General features: G+C 60.6%; 22 protein-coding genes and 1 tRNA gene. 11 read left to right on the top strand and 12 right to left on the bottom strand.

The genetic code is table 11. The features are described from left to right. Positions 1–219 precede the first annotated feature (219 nt). The 3 genes from P6U29_RS22350 to P6U29_RS22340 form a co-directional block, all read right to left on the bottom strand. On the bottom strand, positions 220–492 hold the full coding sequence (locus P6U29_RS22350; protein ID WP_407112303.1) for a hypothetical protein: 273 nt from the start codon (positions 490–492) through the stop codon (positions 220–222). 105 nt (positions 493–597) lie between these two features. Continuing rightward, positions 598–1,224 (bottom strand): PilZ domain-containing protein, encoded by a 627-nt coding sequence (locus P6U29_RS22345; RefSeq protein ID WP_407112302.1) that lies wholly within the window; start codon positions 1,222–1,224, stop codon positions 598–600. Positions 1,225–1,825: 601 nt separating this feature from the next. Further along, a tRNA-Glu gene (locus P6U29_RS22340) sits at positions 1,826–1,900 on the bottom strand. A gap of 225 nt (positions 1,901–2,125) precedes the next feature. Between P6U29_RS22340 and P6U29_RS22335 the strand changes: the two genes are divergently transcribed. Genes P6U29_RS22335 through P6U29_RS22325 form a run of 3 tightly spaced genes read left to right on the top strand, consistent with a single transcriptional unit; the run spans position 2,126 to position 2,870 of the window. Then, positions 2,126–2,380 (top strand): PilZ domain-containing protein, encoded by a 255-nt coding sequence (locus P6U29_RS22335; protein ID WP_407112301.1) that lies wholly within the window; start codon positions 2,126–2,128, stop codon positions 2,378–2,380. Positions 2,381–2,438: 58 nt separating this feature from the next. Beyond that, on the top strand, positions 2,439–2,696 hold the full coding sequence (locus tag P6U29_RS22330) for a hypothetical protein (RefSeq protein WP_407119393.1): 258 nt from the start codon (positions 2,439–2,441) through the stop codon (positions 2,694–2,696). 6 nt (positions 2,697–2,702) lie between these two features. After that, positions 2,703–2,870, top strand: coding sequence for a hypothetical protein (locus P6U29_RS22325; protein WP_407112300.1), 168 nt, complete (start codon positions 2,703–2,705; stop codon positions 2,868–2,870). 128 nt (positions 2,871–2,998) lie between these two features. Here P6U29_RS22325 and P6U29_RS22320 read toward each other — a convergent pair whose 3' ends face one another. Both P6U29_RS22320 and P6U29_RS22315 read right to left on the bottom strand, forming a co-directional pair. Further along, on the bottom strand, positions 2,999–3,637 hold the full coding sequence (locus tag P6U29_RS22320) for a glutathione S-transferase family protein (protein ID WP_407112299.1): 639 nt from the start codon (positions 3,635–3,637) through the stop codon (positions 2,999–3,001). 286 nt (positions 3,638–3,923) lie between these two features. Next, on the bottom strand, positions 3,924–4,376 hold the full coding sequence (locus P6U29_RS22315; protein WP_407112298.1) for a VOC family protein: 453 nt from the start codon (positions 4,374–4,376) through the stop codon (positions 3,924–3,926). A 226-nt stretch (positions 4,377–4,602) separates the two neighbouring features. On the opposite strand from P6U29_RS22315, the gene P6U29_RS22310 reads away from it, so the two are divergent. Beyond that, positions 4,603–5,190, top strand: coding sequence for a hypothetical protein (locus tag P6U29_RS22310; protein WP_407112297.1), 588 nt, complete (start codon positions 4,603–4,605; stop codon positions 5,188–5,190). A 103-nt stretch (positions 5,191–5,293) separates the two neighbouring features. Here P6U29_RS22310 and P6U29_RS22305 read toward each other — a convergent pair whose 3' ends face one another. From P6U29_RS22305 to P6U29_RS22295, 3 genes are all read right to left on the bottom strand, one after another. Beyond that, a complete protein-coding gene (locus P6U29_RS22305; RefSeq protein WP_407112296.1) occupies positions 5,294–6,202 on the bottom strand; it encodes a hypothetical protein in 909 nt (302 codons plus the stop codon). Between the two features lie 110 nt (positions 6,203–6,312). Beyond that, positions 6,313–6,972: a hypothetical protein gene (locus P6U29_RS22300; protein WP_407112295.1), complete on the bottom strand. Its 660-nt coding sequence runs from the start codon at positions 6,970–6,972 to the stop codon at positions 6,313–6,315. Between the two features lie 96 nt (positions 6,973–7,068). Next, entirely contained in the window at positions 7,069–7,338 is a 270-nt protein-coding gene (locus P6U29_RS22295; RefSeq protein ID WP_407112294.1) for a cupin domain-containing protein, read from the bottom strand. A 383-nt stretch (positions 7,339–7,721) separates the two neighbouring features. Between P6U29_RS22295 and P6U29_RS22290 the strand changes: the two genes are divergently transcribed. Together P6U29_RS22290 and P6U29_RS22285 are read left to right on the top strand one after the other, a co-directional pair. Beyond that, positions 7,722–7,922, top strand: coding sequence for a hypothetical protein (locus P6U29_RS22290; protein WP_407112293.1), 201 nt, complete (start codon positions 7,722–7,724; stop codon positions 7,920–7,922). Between the two features lie 7 nt (positions 7,923–7,929). After that, the gene (locus tag P6U29_RS22285) at positions 7,930–8,184 is read left to right on the top strand and encodes a hypothetical protein (RefSeq protein ID WP_407112292.1); all 255 of its coding nucleotides are present in this window, start codon (positions 7,930–7,932) and stop codon (positions 8,182–8,184) included. A gap of 494 nt (positions 8,185–8,678) precedes the next feature. On the opposite strand, the gene P6U29_RS22280 is transcribed toward P6U29_RS22285, so the two are convergent. Further along, positions 8,679–8,831, bottom strand: coding sequence for a hypothetical protein (locus P6U29_RS22280; protein ID WP_407112291.1), 153 nt, complete (start codon positions 8,829–8,831; stop codon positions 8,679–8,681). A gap of 58 nt (positions 8,832–8,889) precedes the next feature. Continuing rightward, positions 8,890–9,081 carry a DUF3072 domain-containing protein gene (locus P6U29_RS22275; RefSeq protein ID WP_407112290.1) on the bottom strand — a complete coding sequence of 64 codons (192 nt, stop codon included), beginning with the start codon at positions 9,079–9,081 and terminating at the stop codon, positions 8,890–8,892. A 90-nt stretch (positions 9,082–9,171) separates the two neighbouring features. Between P6U29_RS22275 and P6U29_RS22270 the strand changes: the two genes are divergently transcribed. The 3 genes from P6U29_RS22270 (at position 9,172) to P6U29_RS22260 (ending at position 10,392) form a co-directional block, all read left to right on the top strand. Then, on the top strand, positions 9,172–9,405 hold the full coding sequence (locus P6U29_RS22270; RefSeq protein ID WP_407112289.1) for a hypothetical protein: 234 nt from the start codon (positions 9,172–9,174) through the stop codon (positions 9,403–9,405). Continuing rightward, positions 9,402–9,626, top strand: coding sequence for a hypothetical protein (locus P6U29_RS22265; RefSeq protein ID WP_407112288.1), 225 nt, complete (start codon positions 9,402–9,404; stop codon positions 9,624–9,626). The genes P6U29_RS22270 and P6U29_RS22265 overlap by 4 nt, the downstream gene beginning before the upstream one ends. Before the next feature lie 604 nt (positions 9,627–10,230). Next, complete coding sequence (locus tag P6U29_RS22260; RefSeq protein ID WP_407112287.1) at positions 10,231–10,392, top strand: hypothetical protein; 162 nt, start codon at positions 10,231–10,233, stop codon at positions 10,390–10,392. Positions 10,393–10,935: 543 nt separating this feature from the next. On the opposite strand, the gene P6U29_RS22255 is transcribed toward P6U29_RS22260, so the two are convergent. Then, the gene (locus P6U29_RS22255) at positions 10,936–11,238 is read right to left on the bottom strand and encodes a hypothetical protein (protein WP_407112286.1); all 303 of its coding nucleotides are present in this window, start codon (positions 11,236–11,238) and stop codon (positions 10,936–10,938) included. Positions 11,239–11,661: 423 nt separating this feature from the next. On the opposite strand from P6U29_RS22255, the gene P6U29_RS22250 reads away from it, so the two are divergent. Beyond that, the gene (locus tag P6U29_RS22250; RefSeq protein WP_008558895.1) at positions 11,662–11,958 is read left to right on the top strand and encodes an HU family DNA-binding protein; all 297 of its coding nucleotides are present in this window, start codon (positions 11,662–11,664) and stop codon (positions 11,956–11,958) included. A gap of 46 nt (positions 11,959–12,004) precedes the next feature. Here the strand turns inward: P6U29_RS22250 and P6U29_RS22245 are convergent, their stop codons facing one another. Then, a complete protein-coding gene (locus tag P6U29_RS22245) occupies positions 12,005–12,181 on the bottom strand; it encodes a hypothetical protein (RefSeq protein WP_407112285.1) in 177 nt (58 codons plus the stop codon). Between the two features lie 455 nt (positions 12,182–12,636). On the opposite strand from P6U29_RS22245, the gene P6U29_RS22240 reads away from it, so the two are divergent. After that, entirely contained in the window at positions 12,637–12,771 is a 135-nt protein-coding gene (locus P6U29_RS22240; RefSeq protein WP_283810521.1) for a hypothetical protein, read from the top strand. The last annotated feature ends 562 nt before the right edge of the window (positions 12,772–13,333 follow it).

Below are 13,333 nucleotides of genomic sequence, written 5' to 3'. Positions count from 1 at the left end.
CGCCCGGACCAAGAAGCAGAATACAAGCGCAATCAATTGCATGGCAAACAATGCTCGTCGTCCATTGCAATAACCGCGCGCCCGATATGGGATCGGGATTTGGCAAGCTAGATCAAGGAAGTGCGCGGGTTTCTTCGATCGCTGCGCACTTGTCTCGACGGCAGAACCGCGGGCGTGCGCCGGTGGTCATGGCCCCGCGATGGCCCGCGCTTTTCCGGCTCAGTGCGTGGTGATCGGAGTCGGCGCGTCGGGGGCGACGTCGAAGGCGCCGAGATGGAACTCCTCGCCGGCGGACTCGTCTGATTCGGAATGCTGCGCGAGCAGCGTGAACGCGGCCTGTGGGTATCGCTTCCAGATCTCGAGATCGCCGGCGGTGATGGTGAGCCAGCCGAACGTGTACATGTAACGTCCGGGCTCGGTGACCCGGCCGACCCTGTCCCAGGTGATCTTACCAACCTTGATCTTATCAACTGTGATCTTGTCGACTGCCATTCGGTCCCCCCGATCGCAAGTCTGCAAAATGACGTCCGGCCCGCAGCACGGACCTGCAAAGGCTGATCCCGCAATGGGGCCGCTATAGGGCAGCGAGATTGAGAGTCAGGCCGACTTCAGCAAGGGCGTGCGAACGATCAGGCGGACGAGATCGTCCCGGGACTGCTTCTCGGCGAATTTGACCGCAAACCCGTAGTCGAACTTGCGGATTACCCGGCCGACGCAGGCGCCGACCGCAAGCGGGGTTCCGACCGGCGGATCGTACTCGGAGGACACTGCGACGCCGGCTGTCGAGACGTCGATGATGAAGCACGAGTGACTGCCGCCGTCGGCGAGGGTCAGGACGGTGTGCGAGACCTGCGGAACGAAACGCGCGTCACGCCGCAGCTCGCGAACGCTGGCATCCTTCTGCTTCTTCTCGAGCCAGATCAGCTTTTCCGACATCCAGGCGCGCCGCGCCCGCGTCATCTCGAGCTCCATCAGGAAGCCCGCCTTGAGTGTCGCGCTGATGGTGCACTGGAATTCGCCGAAATCCTGGAAGTAGGAGGTCACGCGCTCGCCGACCTTGCCGACGACAGGCACGTCCACGATCATCCGGAACGGCGAGACACGCTTGGTGCGGCAGGCGAAGCTGCGGAGCTTGCCCTCGCAATCGTACCAGCGGGGCAGCGAGTAACTGCCGCTCACCGCAAGGTCCACTGCGCGCTGCCTAAGGAACTCTGCGACAGACATGAACGCAAACCGGGGTTTCGGGGATTTCCGTATTTCCACGGTAGCGATAAAGCTCTAAGCAAATGATACCGGCGCACATGAGCAGGGGTAAATTTCCGGTTAACTCTCGGCGCTGCTGAGCCACCGCGTGATCGCAGAGGTCGAATAGTCGCAGGCGAGGGTTCGTGCCTACTCGAAGCATCTTTCCAGCTCAGGTGTTTCGGTGCCATTCGAAAACCGTCCGTCTTGTGCCGGCCATTGGGCTGCCGGGTGATCGATGTGAAAGTGATAGGGCCGACAGCCGGCATGGCATGGGTGGCTCGATAGCCGGCCTCCGTCTGCAGATCTCGACCACAGTCAAGCGACCATATGCCGGCTAACCCGAACTTCTGGAGCACCTCGAAGATTGTCTCGGCGGATGCCGGTGTGCAAATCAGAGAAACCGACAACACAAGGCAAGTCGCTCGAAACATTTGAAGGAACTGGGATCTTTGCCTTTAAGCGGGCCAGCTCAACCGCCCCCCCCGAAGGTTCAACTTGGAGGAGAATATCGCATCGGTCTGGCGGACTAGCCAGATGGAACGCGAGCATTAAGAGATGAGATGAAGAGCGGCCGCAGATTTGGCGCTCCCTAGCGGAATCGAACCGCTCTCTCCACCGTGAAAGGGTGGCGTCCTAACCGATAGACGAAGGGAGCAAACGCAGGGCCCCGCCGCTTTCCGCGGCACGGCCGCTGGCCGGCCGAACAGTGCCCGGTGGCTTGCAGCGGGCGAACGTATAGTGGCCTTTGCGCTCCCGGGCAAGCCGTTCGGGAACGGACTTTTGGCTCCGGTGGACAGCGCCGGCCCCGGGATCATCCGGAGGCGATTTCAACGGTTTGTTAGGGTTCCCTGCGTAGCGCTGGACGCGGAGATTTTCGCCAATGCCCTCGCCGAAGAAGCGCGCAGAGCGCAAGCTGCTGTCCCGGCACGCCTGGATCACGCTCGACGGCGGCTTCGCCGCGCGGCATTGCCTGGTCCAGGACATTTCGGAGACGGGCGCGAAGATCACGATGGACGAGGACGCGACCCAGCTTCCGGGCGTGATCCGGATGGCCTTCGCCCGCGACGCGCGCACCGGGCGGAGCTGCCAGGTGGTCTGGCGCCGCGGCAAGTCGGCCGGCGTCAAATTCATCTGATCGCGGTCCCTGTCGCGCCGCGATGGCGCGCGGCGTCGGTCCGGGCTACAAGGCGGCGATGCGCACGCCGCTCCTCATCCTGATCTCGCTGCTGGCCACGTCCGCGATGGCGGCGGAGAGTCTGCGCCTGCCACCTGCCGAGCGGCCGCAGGCGGGCAAGGAGGCCGGCACGGCGCTGCCGCTCGCGGGCACGGCCGGGAAGACCAGGGCAGGCTCCTGCGCTTCCTACGGCCCGCGCTTCGTCATGGTCGAGGGCACCGGGACCTGCGTGAAGGTCGGCGGCTCGATCAGCGTCGACACCAGCATCCGGCGCTGAAGGCCCATGCCTGCCGATCTGATCCGGCTCGACATCATCGTCCCCGTGCTGATGTATTGCGCGCTTTTGTGGTGGGTCGGCCGCGGCGTCAGCTGGACCGCGCGCCTCGCCACCGCCGTGGTGACGCTGCTGCTGATCATCTGCGTGCTGCTGCTCGAGCGCGGCTGGCGCTAGCGGCCCAAAACAAAAATTGCGAAAACAACCCCATGCACAGTAGCCGTCAAGCGCTGCCGTGACAGCGGAGGAGCGCGCCAGAACGACGATTCCTCGCGCGATCGTCGCAGCTTGCGCCGCGCCGGCGCTCACGACATCGGCGGTGCGACGAATTGCGCAAATCCGGGCCGTTTGCCGAGCTCGGCGAGCCAGCGGGTGAGGTGCGGCTGCGCCGGCCGGCTGATGCCTTCGACGCCGAGCCAGCGCCGCGCATAGGACCCGATCGCGATGTCGGCCAGCGTGAACGCATCGCCCTCGATGAAGCGGCGGGTGGCGAGCAGGCGGTCGGCGATGGCCCAGACCTCGGCGGCGGCATCGGCATCGCGCTGCACCTGGATCATGTCGCGCTCCGCGGGTGCCGTGCGCACGATGCCCCAGAACACCGGTCGGTCGACCGGCTGCACCGTCGACAGCGTCCAGTCGAGCCAGCGGTCGACCGAGGCGCGCTGCTTGGGCGCCTCCGGATAGATCGGCGTGCCGCGCCCATGCGCGAGACAGAGATAGCGCATGATCGAATTGGATTCCCACAGCACGAAGTCGTCCTCGACCAGCGTCGGGATCCGCGCGTTGGGATTCATCGCGAGATACTCGGCCTCACGCGTCTTGCCATATTGCATGCCGGCGTCGATGCGCTCGTAAGCGAGGCCAAGCTCGGTGAGGCACCACAGCACCTTCTGCACGTTGACCGAATTGGCGCGGCCCCAGATCGTCAGCTTGGTGTCAGGCATGAAGCGTCTCCCCGCATTGTCGCTTGCGCGGGTGATAGCGGAATTCGGCGCGCGGCGCGATGTGCGATTGCCGCGCGCCCCTCATGCAAAAAGCTCCGCACGCGGCGGAGCTTTCACTGCAAAGTTCAACCTGACGCTCAGCGGCCGAAGAACAACCACAACAGAATGATCACCGGGATCGGCACGCCAAGAATCCACAGCAACAGCCCTCTCGCCATCGCGTCCTCCTCCAATCGCTTCGTTAGGGAGTGAACGTCGGGCGAGGGGCCTTGTTCCGGTCGGTGCCTTACCAATGGCCGGTGTTCGGCATCGATGCCCACGGCTCCTGCGGCGGCTTCGGCTCGCCCTTCTGCAAGAGCTCGATCGAGTGCAGGTCCGGCGAGCGGACGAAGGCCATGTTGCCGTCGCGCGGGGGACGGTTGATGGTGACGCCGGCCTTCATCAGCTTCTCGCAGGTGGCGTAGATGTCGTCGACCTCATAGGCGAGATGGCCGAAGAAACGGTCCTCGCCGTACGTCTCTTCGTCCCAATTGTAGGTGAGCTCGACCAGCGGCGCGCCGCGCGTCGGCGGCTGCTTCTTCAGCGCCTCGAGATCGTCCGCCGAGCACAGGAACACCAGCGTGAACCGCCCCTTGTCGTTCTCGATCCGCCGCACCTCCTTCAAGCCCAGCGCATCCTGGTAGAACTTCAGCGCGACATCGAGATTGCGCACGCGCAGCATGGTGTGGAGGTATCGCATGTTTCTTATCCTTCTGAGGACGTGGTAAGACTTTCCGCCCATTCCGGTACGACGAGCGCAATGAATAGCAGCAAATTCCACAATAGGGCAGTCTCTGCGGGCGGATTGCGGGCGACTGAGAGACCTTTTGGCAGCAACGGGCAATCGCGAGTATTTCCTGAACAAGCCACCTTCAATCGGTGGTAGTAGTAAGGCTGGTCGGGTGACGTAGTTCAGAAGGGCAAAAATGGCTCATGCGCCAATCAAGGTGACGAAGAATGAGGATTACGAAGGAGAAGACTTCTTCGAAATGATGAAGCGCCGTTTCAGAGAAGAGTTGGAAGACCGCAGTGAAATGCATCTCCAGGTCGGACGAACGATCGTTGCTCTTTCTGATATCGAACGGCATCTAGAGACGTTTTTCGCTTTATTTAGCTTGCCTATCCCAGAAGTAGAATCTGTTCGCATCTTTCGTGGCACGCAAAATTTCAGCCGCAAGTTGGAGTTGGTCGATTATGCTGTGCTGCGCTCGGACGAAAAGCAACTGCACGGTCCTTGCAATAAATTGAGCGAGCGGATCAAGCAGCAAAAGGTTGTTCGAAATCTCGCGGCCCACGCGAGTATATACTTCAGGCAAGTGAGGGGAGCGCGCTCGCGCGCGGTGATTAGCGCTTCCTCTTACAACGAGCGGGGAAAATCTAAGGAGTTGGGAATTCCTGACGTCAAGCGCGCCGCTGATGAGCTTGAGGCTATCTCTCGTGACCTCATCATGTTTTTCAGCCCTACGCTCCGCGTAATCGTGAAGGCCAGAAACATTCCTGTCGAGAAGGTATAACAGGTTTAGCTCTAAGCTTCACTCTCTCCCAGAGCGACGACCGCTGAATCAATGGCTGCATTGGTGTCGTCGGGGCAAAAATGGCTGGCGGTATTTGCGCTAGCTAGAAGTGGATACCATAGCGCTGACTGATCCATTTGATTGCCGTCTGCTTGGCTAGCTCGAAGCCCACCTTTAAGCCCTCCTTGCCCGCATACTTGGTGATGTCGACGAGCCACTGCTTGGTTTTCTCTCCCAGCGCCTTGGTCTCTTCTACCTTGTCATGAGATAGGGCCTTTTGAAGTTCTGACTGACCTTCGGGTGTGATGCCGAGCTCTTCGAGAGCATTGTTGAGAGACCGGTCGTCGCCAAGAGCAACGTTCTGATGAACGACTTGGACAGTGTTCATGGCCTGAGACGCAATGATGATGTTGCCGCCGTAGATGTGATTGACGACCGATTGGTCTACCTGCTCTGCCGGGACAATTGCCGCGCTGGCGGCCTGCTCAGGCAAGCTCTCTTTCAGGTCGAGAGCAAATCTCAGAACGCGATTTCGAACCTGCTCCAGCAGGGCGACCAGGACCGAACCGGGTATTTCCTGCCACGCGCGCATTAGCGCGGGCTCGCCGTCCTGGTAGATTTTGGTTTGGTATTTGGCGATCAAATAGGGATTCCAGGGCAATGCCGCGTCGCTGTCTTGTCCAGGCCGCGCTTCATACGAGGCGGCCGGTTGATGAAGATATACTTTCTCTAGCAGTTTGCGGTCTCGCTCTGTCATCACATGGAGCGAAATCGGCTGTCCGCTCATCCTGACGGTTATGCCGTGAAAATCTCCCTTATTAATGCAGCTGAACACTCGATAGCTGGGTAGGTCCTCATTTCCTGAGCCATAGCCGTCCAGTTCGAGGTCGAGCCAAGCACGAAACTTTTCGTTTTTGAGCTGTCGCTCAAGAACCAGGCACTTTCGGAGCAGATTGCCGATGGGCTCCTTGTTGTCTGCGGCTAACTCTATAATGTCGTCCAAAAGCTTCATCGCGTACTCCGCGAGTTGAATCACGCTGACAGTGCTATCGGTCCCAAAGCAAAAAATCGCCCCTACCATGAGAAAGCAAAATCATCGCGAGCGGGCTGCAACCTCAGGCATCAGATGATCCCTTTTCGCTGCAAATCATCGAATATCGCGGTCACTGAGCTGGACGCATTTGCACCATCTCCAATAAAAAGGAGCCCCCCTGCATTGACCTGACCGTTTCCGACCCAAAGATTTCGACCACTGGAAACTTCAACCAACCGAGCGGTGAAGTTGGTCTGGCGTCGATACCTGTACGTTGGTGTGGAGGTCGCAGTTATCGTTCCTGAGGTTGTGCCGCTCATGGACACCGTGGAGAACGAACCGGCTGTGTTGATCGTGCCGCTCGAATTAGATGAACTGACGTATTGTCCAGAAAGAATAGTTCCTGCGTATTCCCGCTGCACTCCTGTGTCGCCAACATTTATGAAAAGCACCGCATCGATTCCTGTCTCCGCCATACCTTTCCGGATTTCCGCGTCGGTGTACTTGCGCGTCGGCGGAAAGATGTTCAGTGCGTCCTCGGCATCCACGTGATGCTTGCGCGCTTCCTCCTGAATGTTGGATTGAAGACTCGCGGTAAGTGGTCCCTGCGCCGCAACATAGGCGATGACCCGCTTGACAGGCTTCGCGGGTAGGTCCCGGTCAGCATACGCCTGCATCGACGTTGTGATGCAACCTGGGAGGCAGACGGCGACGGAAAAAAGGACGAAGAATCGTGTGATCCCAAGCATTGCCCATCCCCCCAATCCCGAGCCCACTGAAACCAAGATTAAAGTACTACAAATTCTGGTTGCAGAACAATGGCGACCAATTAGCTACTGCCACTACTACTTCTCTTCCGCCGCGGTCGCCGTCGCCGGGCCTTCGCCCATGATCAGCAGCACGGCGTCCTCGTCCTTGGCGCCGTCCCAATGCACCTGCTTGCCGGTGTGGATGACGAAGCTGCCGGCGGGCATCGGAACGGTGCCGTCGTCGGGATCGAATTTCGGGCCTGAGCCGACCCACCAGGTGCCTTGCAGCACCACGATGTACCGGTCGTTGGGGTGGAAGTGCGGGCGGCTGAAGTGGTTGTCTTTGGTCCACTTGTGGCTGACCATGTAGAAGCTGGGGTTGCCGGGTCGCCGACCACGACAGCCGTCTGCGCGCCGCGCGAGTCGATCGGGCCCCAGGGGATCTGGTCCGGCGGACGGCAGCGCGATTGAGCTCGGTGGCGGAGGCGATGCTCAGCGTGGGGCGAAGTTGAGCGGCAACAGCAGAGTGCGCCAGGCGCGGCATGTCTTCTGATGACCTCGCCTTGGTCGGCGCCGGTTGAGTTGACGCCTTGTGGTTGAAGGGAATGCTAGCCCCGAGTGCGGTGGCAATGCACGCCACTCGTTTCGCTGTTGGACGCCGTTCGGCTGCCGGCTCGCCCAAGTCCCCGCTCTTGCGCCCATCCCCCTCGGCGCTTGAACCCCGTCAGAGGTGGGACCGACTAAACGCCATGGTCGCATTCTTTGCAGAACTCCTGTTCGATCTCGTCAGAAGCCTCGTTGGTAGCTGGCTGAGAGAGGCTGCGGTGGCCGTCTGTGCGTGGCTCGATACGAAGATTCACGGCCGCGCTGCACGCTTTGTCGTGGGCGGTCTTCTCGGGATCGCCGCCTATTTCCTCATTCCCGTTATTGCCGGGCTGCTGGGATTGTGATGCCTCCGTGAAGGCGAACCTCGCGATCGCATTGGCCATCGGGGCGCTCATCTCCTCAGTGCTCCTCGTCATCGAGCCGCTCACCGACTTCGCCTATCTTTCGCTGGAGTGGCCGGGCATCACCGCAGCATATTTTTTCTGGGGAGCGGTCGGAGGATCCACCTTCCTCGGCATAGCCATTTCCTGGGTCGTGAATGCACTGACCTACGGTCTGGGTGCTTTCGTCATTCTCAGCGTCTTTAAGGTGCTGAGGGAAGCATGAAGTGCTGGCTTCAAATGATCGGAAGGATTGCGAGGGTTGCTTCGCTTTGCGGCACCGTCGCGTGGCTCGTGCTTTTGACAAGCTCGCCTCAGCAGCCCGATGCCGCCCATCCCGAGCGCTACGCGCACCGGCACGATGTCCGGTATGTGAGCGAGAGTACGGAATTGGCTCTCCGAATTCTGCTCGGCTCGTCGTTTACTCTGGCCATGGTGGCGTTTGGATGCCACTTCGAGACCAAGGACATGCAAGACGACGCTAGCTAGACAGGCGAGCGGCCGAAGAGGACTAAGCTGCTTTGCTGTCGCAATTCAGCCCGGCGCGAACCACGCCAAGACCGCGAATATGAGGCTGATCGGCGTCAGTGCCTGTTGGACCTGCTGCCGCGCACCGCTCAAGCCGATTAGCGGCGCAGATTGGCTGGGCCTTGATAGCAGCTGATGCCGGAGCGATTGTTTGGTCACGCACGGCCAACTCCGCCGACCGTGCCCAGTGCCTCACGCAGCCTTCTCGCCGCCCTTCGCGATGATCTCGACCTCGAAATAGCCCATGTCGCGGAGCTCGGCGGCTTTCTTCTCGGCCGCTTCCCTGGTGTCTCTTTTCAAAATGATCTGCCCGGCACCGTCGCGGGCGCAGACGAAATAAGGCATTTTCGATTCCCAATTTCGTTTGCATACACACGGTCCCGGCTTCCCGCAATCATCCGGGTCACTCGTCCAGGCCGGCCTTTTGCCGCATCTTGTCGATCAGCTCCGACGCCTCGGCCTTGGTCAGCTCTTCCTCGGGCGGCTTCTCGTGCGCCTGCTCGGCGAGGGTCTTGAGGTAGGATTCCTGGGCTCCCGTCATCGGGTCGCCCCCGGAAACCCAGTCTTTCGGTTCCTTCCGGGTGTTGTCCGCCATCGCAAATCTCCTTTTCCGTAGAACGTCGGACTCGACTTGTCGTTCCGTTTTTGTTCTCATTGGGGCCATATTCAAATTGCGAGGCTGAACATGCCGGACCTGGACTTTGTCAGGCGGGAAATCGAACGGATGCGCATCCAAATAGGCAGGCAGAGGAAGGAGATCCTCCAGCTGCAGCGGGCAGGTATCGGCACGGCTTCGGCCGAAGCTCTGCTGTCGCGGATGGAGGCGAAGGTCGAAAGTCTCTGCGCCCAGCGTGACGCGCTGAAGGGGGCGGAGCCACATCACAACAAGGGCAGGGTGCTCGGCGGGAGGACATGGTGAGCAGGCGATGGTTCGACGACGAGAGGGATCTGTCGCCCTTCCTGACCGCGCTCGAGGACGTTCGCCGCAAGGCGACGCGGGAAGGGTGGTGTTATGCCCACGTCCAGGCCATCATCGTGGCCATCGACCAGTATGCGGAGGCCGCGACAGGCAACCGCGAGTATTTCCTGAACAAGCCGGTTTCGATCGGTGACAGGCGGAAGGCCGCGGACATTCCGTGAGAGGCTAAGCCCTCGTATCGTTGCTCGTGCATCGCATCGAGGCCTGTCGCAGGTTCAACGCCTATGTTCGAGACGCGCTCGTCGTTGTGCCGATCAGCGGGCTGAGGCCGAGGAGGAGGGTGCTGACCTCGTCCGACCGGACGAAGCGGCCTTCTTCGGCGAAGCAGCCCCTCGGGCCTTGCCGGACTTCGGACGCGCTTCGGGCGCGATCCCGTTCTGCTCATCGAATTGCTTCAACCAGGCTTGGATGTATCGCGGGTCGTCGGGACAAAGCTGTTCAAGCAAACGAAGGTTCTTCGCTCTGAATTCCACAAGGGTTTTCGGCATAACGCCTCCTCAAACCCCGCCCACCGAAAGGGTGCGTCGGCAGGGGAACCGGGTCAACGGCAAAGAGAGGCTTGAAATTCCGGGCGAGCTGTTGCAGCGCGCAAAATCGAAAACCCCGCTTTTGAGGAGGCGGGGTTCTCTATCGGGGCGAAGCTTAGGGACGCTTCAACTGCAAGACGCGCGGACCGGAAGAGAGTTCAAAAGAAGATGCTTGGCGCCGGACCCGCTGGGAACGGCGGCGGGTGAACCTCGGCGAGATCGGGTGTGACTAATCGCCATGCTTCAGGGCCTGCTCAGCGCGATCGTGGAAACCGGCAGCGTCGTCTGGGACGCGATCATCAAGTTCTTCCGCCTGGAGAACGCCGTCGAGCTCGCCACCGCCGTCGTCGGTCTTTCCTGCATCGTGATTGGCTTCACGGCGTTTCTGCTGGATCACTGAAGCGGAAAACGTCGGGAAGACGTTCTACGGCTTCGGTGAACGCGGGCGCGAAGCGGATGCACGTCTTGCCCGGCGATTACAAATCCGTAAGTCAGTTGAAAAGCAGCGTCCCAAACTTATCTCCGCGTCAGGCGGCAGCGTAACAAGCCGCCCCTCAACTGACACCCAGCCGCCGCGCTCAGAAAAGGCGAAGCTGGGTCCTTTGACATTCCCCACGCTTGGCCCGCCTCACTGGCCTCAGAGGCAACGCCCATGCGCAGCTACAACCACGAACGCTGGTCAGAAGACGACGATCGGTTGCTTCGATCGATGTGTGAAACTGGAAAGAGCCTCACGCTGATGATCGTGAAGCTGAAGCGTCCGATTGCATCGATCAGGTCGCGGGCGATCGAGCTCGGCATCAATCTGCCCGGCACGCGTATCGGCCTACGACGGAAGCGTCGAACCGCTTAATCTACGCGCCAGGACAAAGCCCGTGAAGCGACTGGCATGAGACAGCCGCGCCGATCTGATGCGGAGCGGCGCGGCGGGCCAGCGGCCGAGCTAGGCCGCAATCCGCTGATCGACAGGGACCGTCAGGAACTTGAGCGCTTTTGCATGCGCAAGATCGGGAACCGCGATGGCCGTGTGGCTGTACATCGCATGCGTCCGCGAATTCGCGATCCTGTCCAGGATCTCGCTGCCCTTGATGACGTGGAGGCCCATACCCTCTTCAGTGGGGAAGATCGCCAGCACCACGTCGTAAGCCGCGATGACGGCTCTGAGCGCTTCGGCCTTGTCTTCGGCGACGTCGACAAAAATACGAACATCAGCTGCGAGTTCACGCAGCTCGTCAAAATCCAGCACTGTGGGGTACTCCAACGCAACGAACCTGACTGGAGCTTGGCCGCGTTAGGTTACTGAAGCGTCAACAACGTCTGCGGAGCCACAGGTTTCACGCGGAGGTGACACGGCGGGTTGGATCAACTGGAGTCTCGAACAGCGAAAGCCCCGCCTGGGGACAGCGGGGCTCTCTGGTGGAGTGAAGCTTAGGGACTTCAATCATAAGACGCGTCAGCCGCTGAATGGTTCAAAAAGAAGGTGGGCGTGCCCAGTGGCATCGTTCACAGGAGGCCGGGCATCCCTGAGAACCCGTGCTTGCGTTTTCGGCCTCGATGGGTTCTAAGCCCGATCACTTCATGACTTCTGGCATGAATCAGCAGCGTGCCCCGCGGTCCGGCCGCGTCCCAGCAGGAATTGCGCGCGCCCCCCGTTCAGAGGAATTCAGACATGGCGAAGATGACGAAGACCCAATTGATCGATGCAATTGCCGAGGGCACGCAGCTTTCGAAGAACGACGTGAAGTCGGTGATCGAGTACATGGCGACCGTCGGCTACAAGGAGCTCAACGAGTCCGGCGAGTTCGTCATTCCCGGCTTCGTGAAGATGTCGGTGGTGAACAAGCCGGCGACCGAAGCCCGCATGGGCATCAATCCCTTCACCAAGGAGCCGATGCAGTTTGCGGCGAAGCCCGCGAGCAAATCGGTCAAGGCCTCGCCGTTGAAGGTGGCGAAGGACGCAGTCTGAGCCGCCGGCGATGTCGTTGCGCGGGCTCCGTCGCACGGCGCAACGATCAATGGCTGAAGAAGAGGTGGTGCTCGGCGATCGCGATGCCGAACACCGCCACGACGATCAGGACAAGCCTCAGGGCGCGCCGGTCGCTCTGTCCGGGCGCGCCCTGCGGCTTTCCGCAAGCCGGGCAGAGCGAAAGACCGATCGGGATTTCGTTCTCGCAGAACTCGCAGATCATCGGCGCCTCGATGGTGCATCCCGCGTCGCCGGCTTCTGTCGCGCCGGACGACTGCGCCGCGCGATCCCGGCCCGCTGAATTTCGGACGGCTAATGCGGACGGCGAGGCCTCGTTCCGGTCGCCGTAATCCGCCCCTTATCAAATCACCGGCTTCGCAAGAAAAAACCCCGCGCTTTCGCGCGAGGCTCTTCGCACTGACGGCGTTGGGATTTCAGCGCCTGGCCGTCAGCATGCATGTAACTTAAAGTTGAATTTCCAAGAAGCAACAGCGCCGCGATGACGGAGTATGTTCGTCAGGCGGCGCTGCCGTGTGACTGGGCGCTGAAATCCCCAGCTTCCATAGGTGCTTGCCGCGCCGAAAAGGTTCAGCGCGAAAATCTCTCGCGACGGGCTGGACTTTTTGTTCTCTTTTTGTTCTAGTATGAGCCGCCTTGGTGGACCATTGGGAGGTGCTCATGACCGTCGAAAAGCAGCGCGAAGTGATCAGGCTGTGGAACGAGCTCAGGAAGCTCGAGGGCCCTGCCGCAGAGGAGCTCCGCATCCAAATCCTCGAATGCTTCTCGAAGGACAAGTCGAAGCGGGCGGCTTGAACTGTCGTCAACGACACGCGGCAATGCGCAAGCGCGGGCTCGTTCTGACGGGGCGCGCTTGCTTGTCGCCGCACAGTTTGCCTGCGACGAGTCCTGCCGCCTGAGGTGTGACGGCACGCGCTTTCATCGAGCGTTAGGAATCGCTCCGCACCGATTTTTGGGACTCCGATTCGTTCTTCGAGAACGAAATGGAGTCGGATGCAGAACAAGTTGCGCCAGCCGGCGGCGATGCGGCCGTGCGTATCGGAACGCATGGCGTGATGCTTGGCGCAGTCCCGCCGCTGTCTTCTGCGAAAGCAATGAGGCGAGGGAAGCGGCATGGAAGCGGGCGGATCTGATCGAGGTCGCAAGAAGGCTTTGTTAAGAACTGCTCCGCGCCGATTTCTGCGATTCCGATTCGTTCTTCGGGAACGAAATGGAATTGAAGCTGGAACAAAGCCGGTCGCTCTTGCACCGCCTTGCGGCATCTTTCACCGCCTTGCGGCAGAGATGCCGCCTCTGATCTGCCTAACGACAGCTTGCACCGATGCCGATAACCCTATTCGGTTAGGTTAAAAGCCCA

The sequence above is a fragment of the Bradyrhizobium sp. LMG 9283 genome, assembly GCF_045571415.1.
GTDB lineage: Bacteria > Pseudomonadota > Alphaproteobacteria > Rhizobiales > Xanthobacteraceae > Bradyrhizobium.
Note: the sequence above shows the minus strand (reverse complement) of the source record. Positions and strands in the feature narration are given on the sequence as shown.

What these genes read in the sequence shown, in the direction of transcription:
- P6U29_RS22350 (WP_407112303.1), bottom strand. Translation starts at nt 492, where the DNA reads ATGGCAGTCGACAAGATCACAGTTGATAAGATCAAGGTTGGTAAGATC.
- P6U29_RS22345 (WP_407112302.1), bottom strand. Translation starts at nt 1,224, where the DNA reads ATGTCTGTCGCAGAGTTCCTTAGGCAGCGCGCAGTGGACCTTGCGGTG.
- P6U29_RS22335 (WP_407112301.1), top strand. Translation starts at nt 2,126, where the DNA reads ATGCCCTCGCCGAAGAAGCGCGCAGAGCGCAAGCTGCTGTCCCGGCAC.
- P6U29_RS22330 (WP_407119393.1), top strand. Translation starts at nt 2,439, where the DNA reads ATGCGCACGCCGCTCCTCATCCTGATCTCGCTGCTGGCCACGTCCGCG.
- P6U29_RS22325 (WP_407112300.1), top strand. Translation starts at nt 2,703, where the DNA reads ATGCCTGCCGATCTGATCCGGCTCGACATCATCGTCCCCGTGCTGATG.
- P6U29_RS22320 (WP_407112299.1), bottom strand. Translation starts at nt 3,637, where the DNA reads ATGCCTGACACCAAGCTGACGATCTGGGGCCGCGCCAATTCGGTCAAC.
- P6U29_RS22315 (WP_407112298.1), bottom strand. Translation starts at nt 4,376, where the DNA reads ATGCGATACCTCCACACCATGCTGCGCGTGCGCAATCTCGATGTCGCG.
- P6U29_RS22310 (WP_407112297.1), top strand. Translation starts at nt 4,603, where the DNA reads ATGGCTCATGCGCCAATCAAGGTGACGAAGAATGAGGATTACGAAGGA.
- P6U29_RS22305 (WP_407112296.1), bottom strand. Translation starts at nt 6,202, where the DNA reads ATGAAGCTTTTGGACGACATTATAGAGTTAGCCGCAGACAACAAGGAG.
- P6U29_RS22300 (WP_407112295.1), bottom strand. Translation starts at nt 6,972, where the DNA reads ATGCTTGGGATCACACGATTCTTCGTCCTTTTTTCCGTCGCCGTCTGC.
- P6U29_RS22295 (WP_407112294.1), bottom strand. Translation starts at nt 7,338, where the DNA reads ATGGTCAGCCACAAGTGGACCAAAGACAACCACTTCAGCCGCCCGCAC.
- P6U29_RS22290 (WP_407112293.1), top strand. Translation starts at nt 7,722, where the DNA reads ATGGTCGCATTCTTTGCAGAACTCCTGTTCGATCTCGTCAGAAGCCTC.
- P6U29_RS22280 (WP_407112291.1), bottom strand. Translation starts at nt 8,831, where the DNA reads ATGCCTTATTTCGTCTGCGCCCGCGACGGTGCCGGGCAGATCATTTTG.
- P6U29_RS22275 (WP_407112290.1), bottom strand. Translation starts at nt 9,081, where the DNA reads ATGGCGGACAACACCCGGAAGGAACCGAAAGACTGGGTTTCCGGGGGC.
- P6U29_RS22270 (WP_407112289.1), top strand. Translation starts at nt 9,172, where the DNA reads ATGCCGGACCTGGACTTTGTCAGGCGGGAAATCGAACGGATGCGCATC.
- P6U29_RS22260 (WP_407112287.1), top strand. Translation starts at nt 10,231, where the DNA reads ATGCTTCAGGGCCTGCTCAGCGCGATCGTGGAAACCGGCAGCGTCGTC.
- P6U29_RS22250 (WP_008558895.1), top strand. Translation starts at nt 11,662, where the DNA reads ATGGCGAAGATGACGAAGACCCAATTGATCGATGCAATTGCCGAGGGC.
- P6U29_RS22245 (WP_407112285.1), bottom strand. Translation starts at nt 12,181, where the DNA reads ATGATCTGCGAGTTCTGCGAGAACGAAATCCCGATCGGTCTTTCGCTC.
- P6U29_RS22240 (WP_283810521.1), top strand. Translation starts at nt 12,637, where the DNA reads ATGACCGTCGAAAAGCAGCGCGAAGTGATCAGGCTGTGGAACGAGCTC.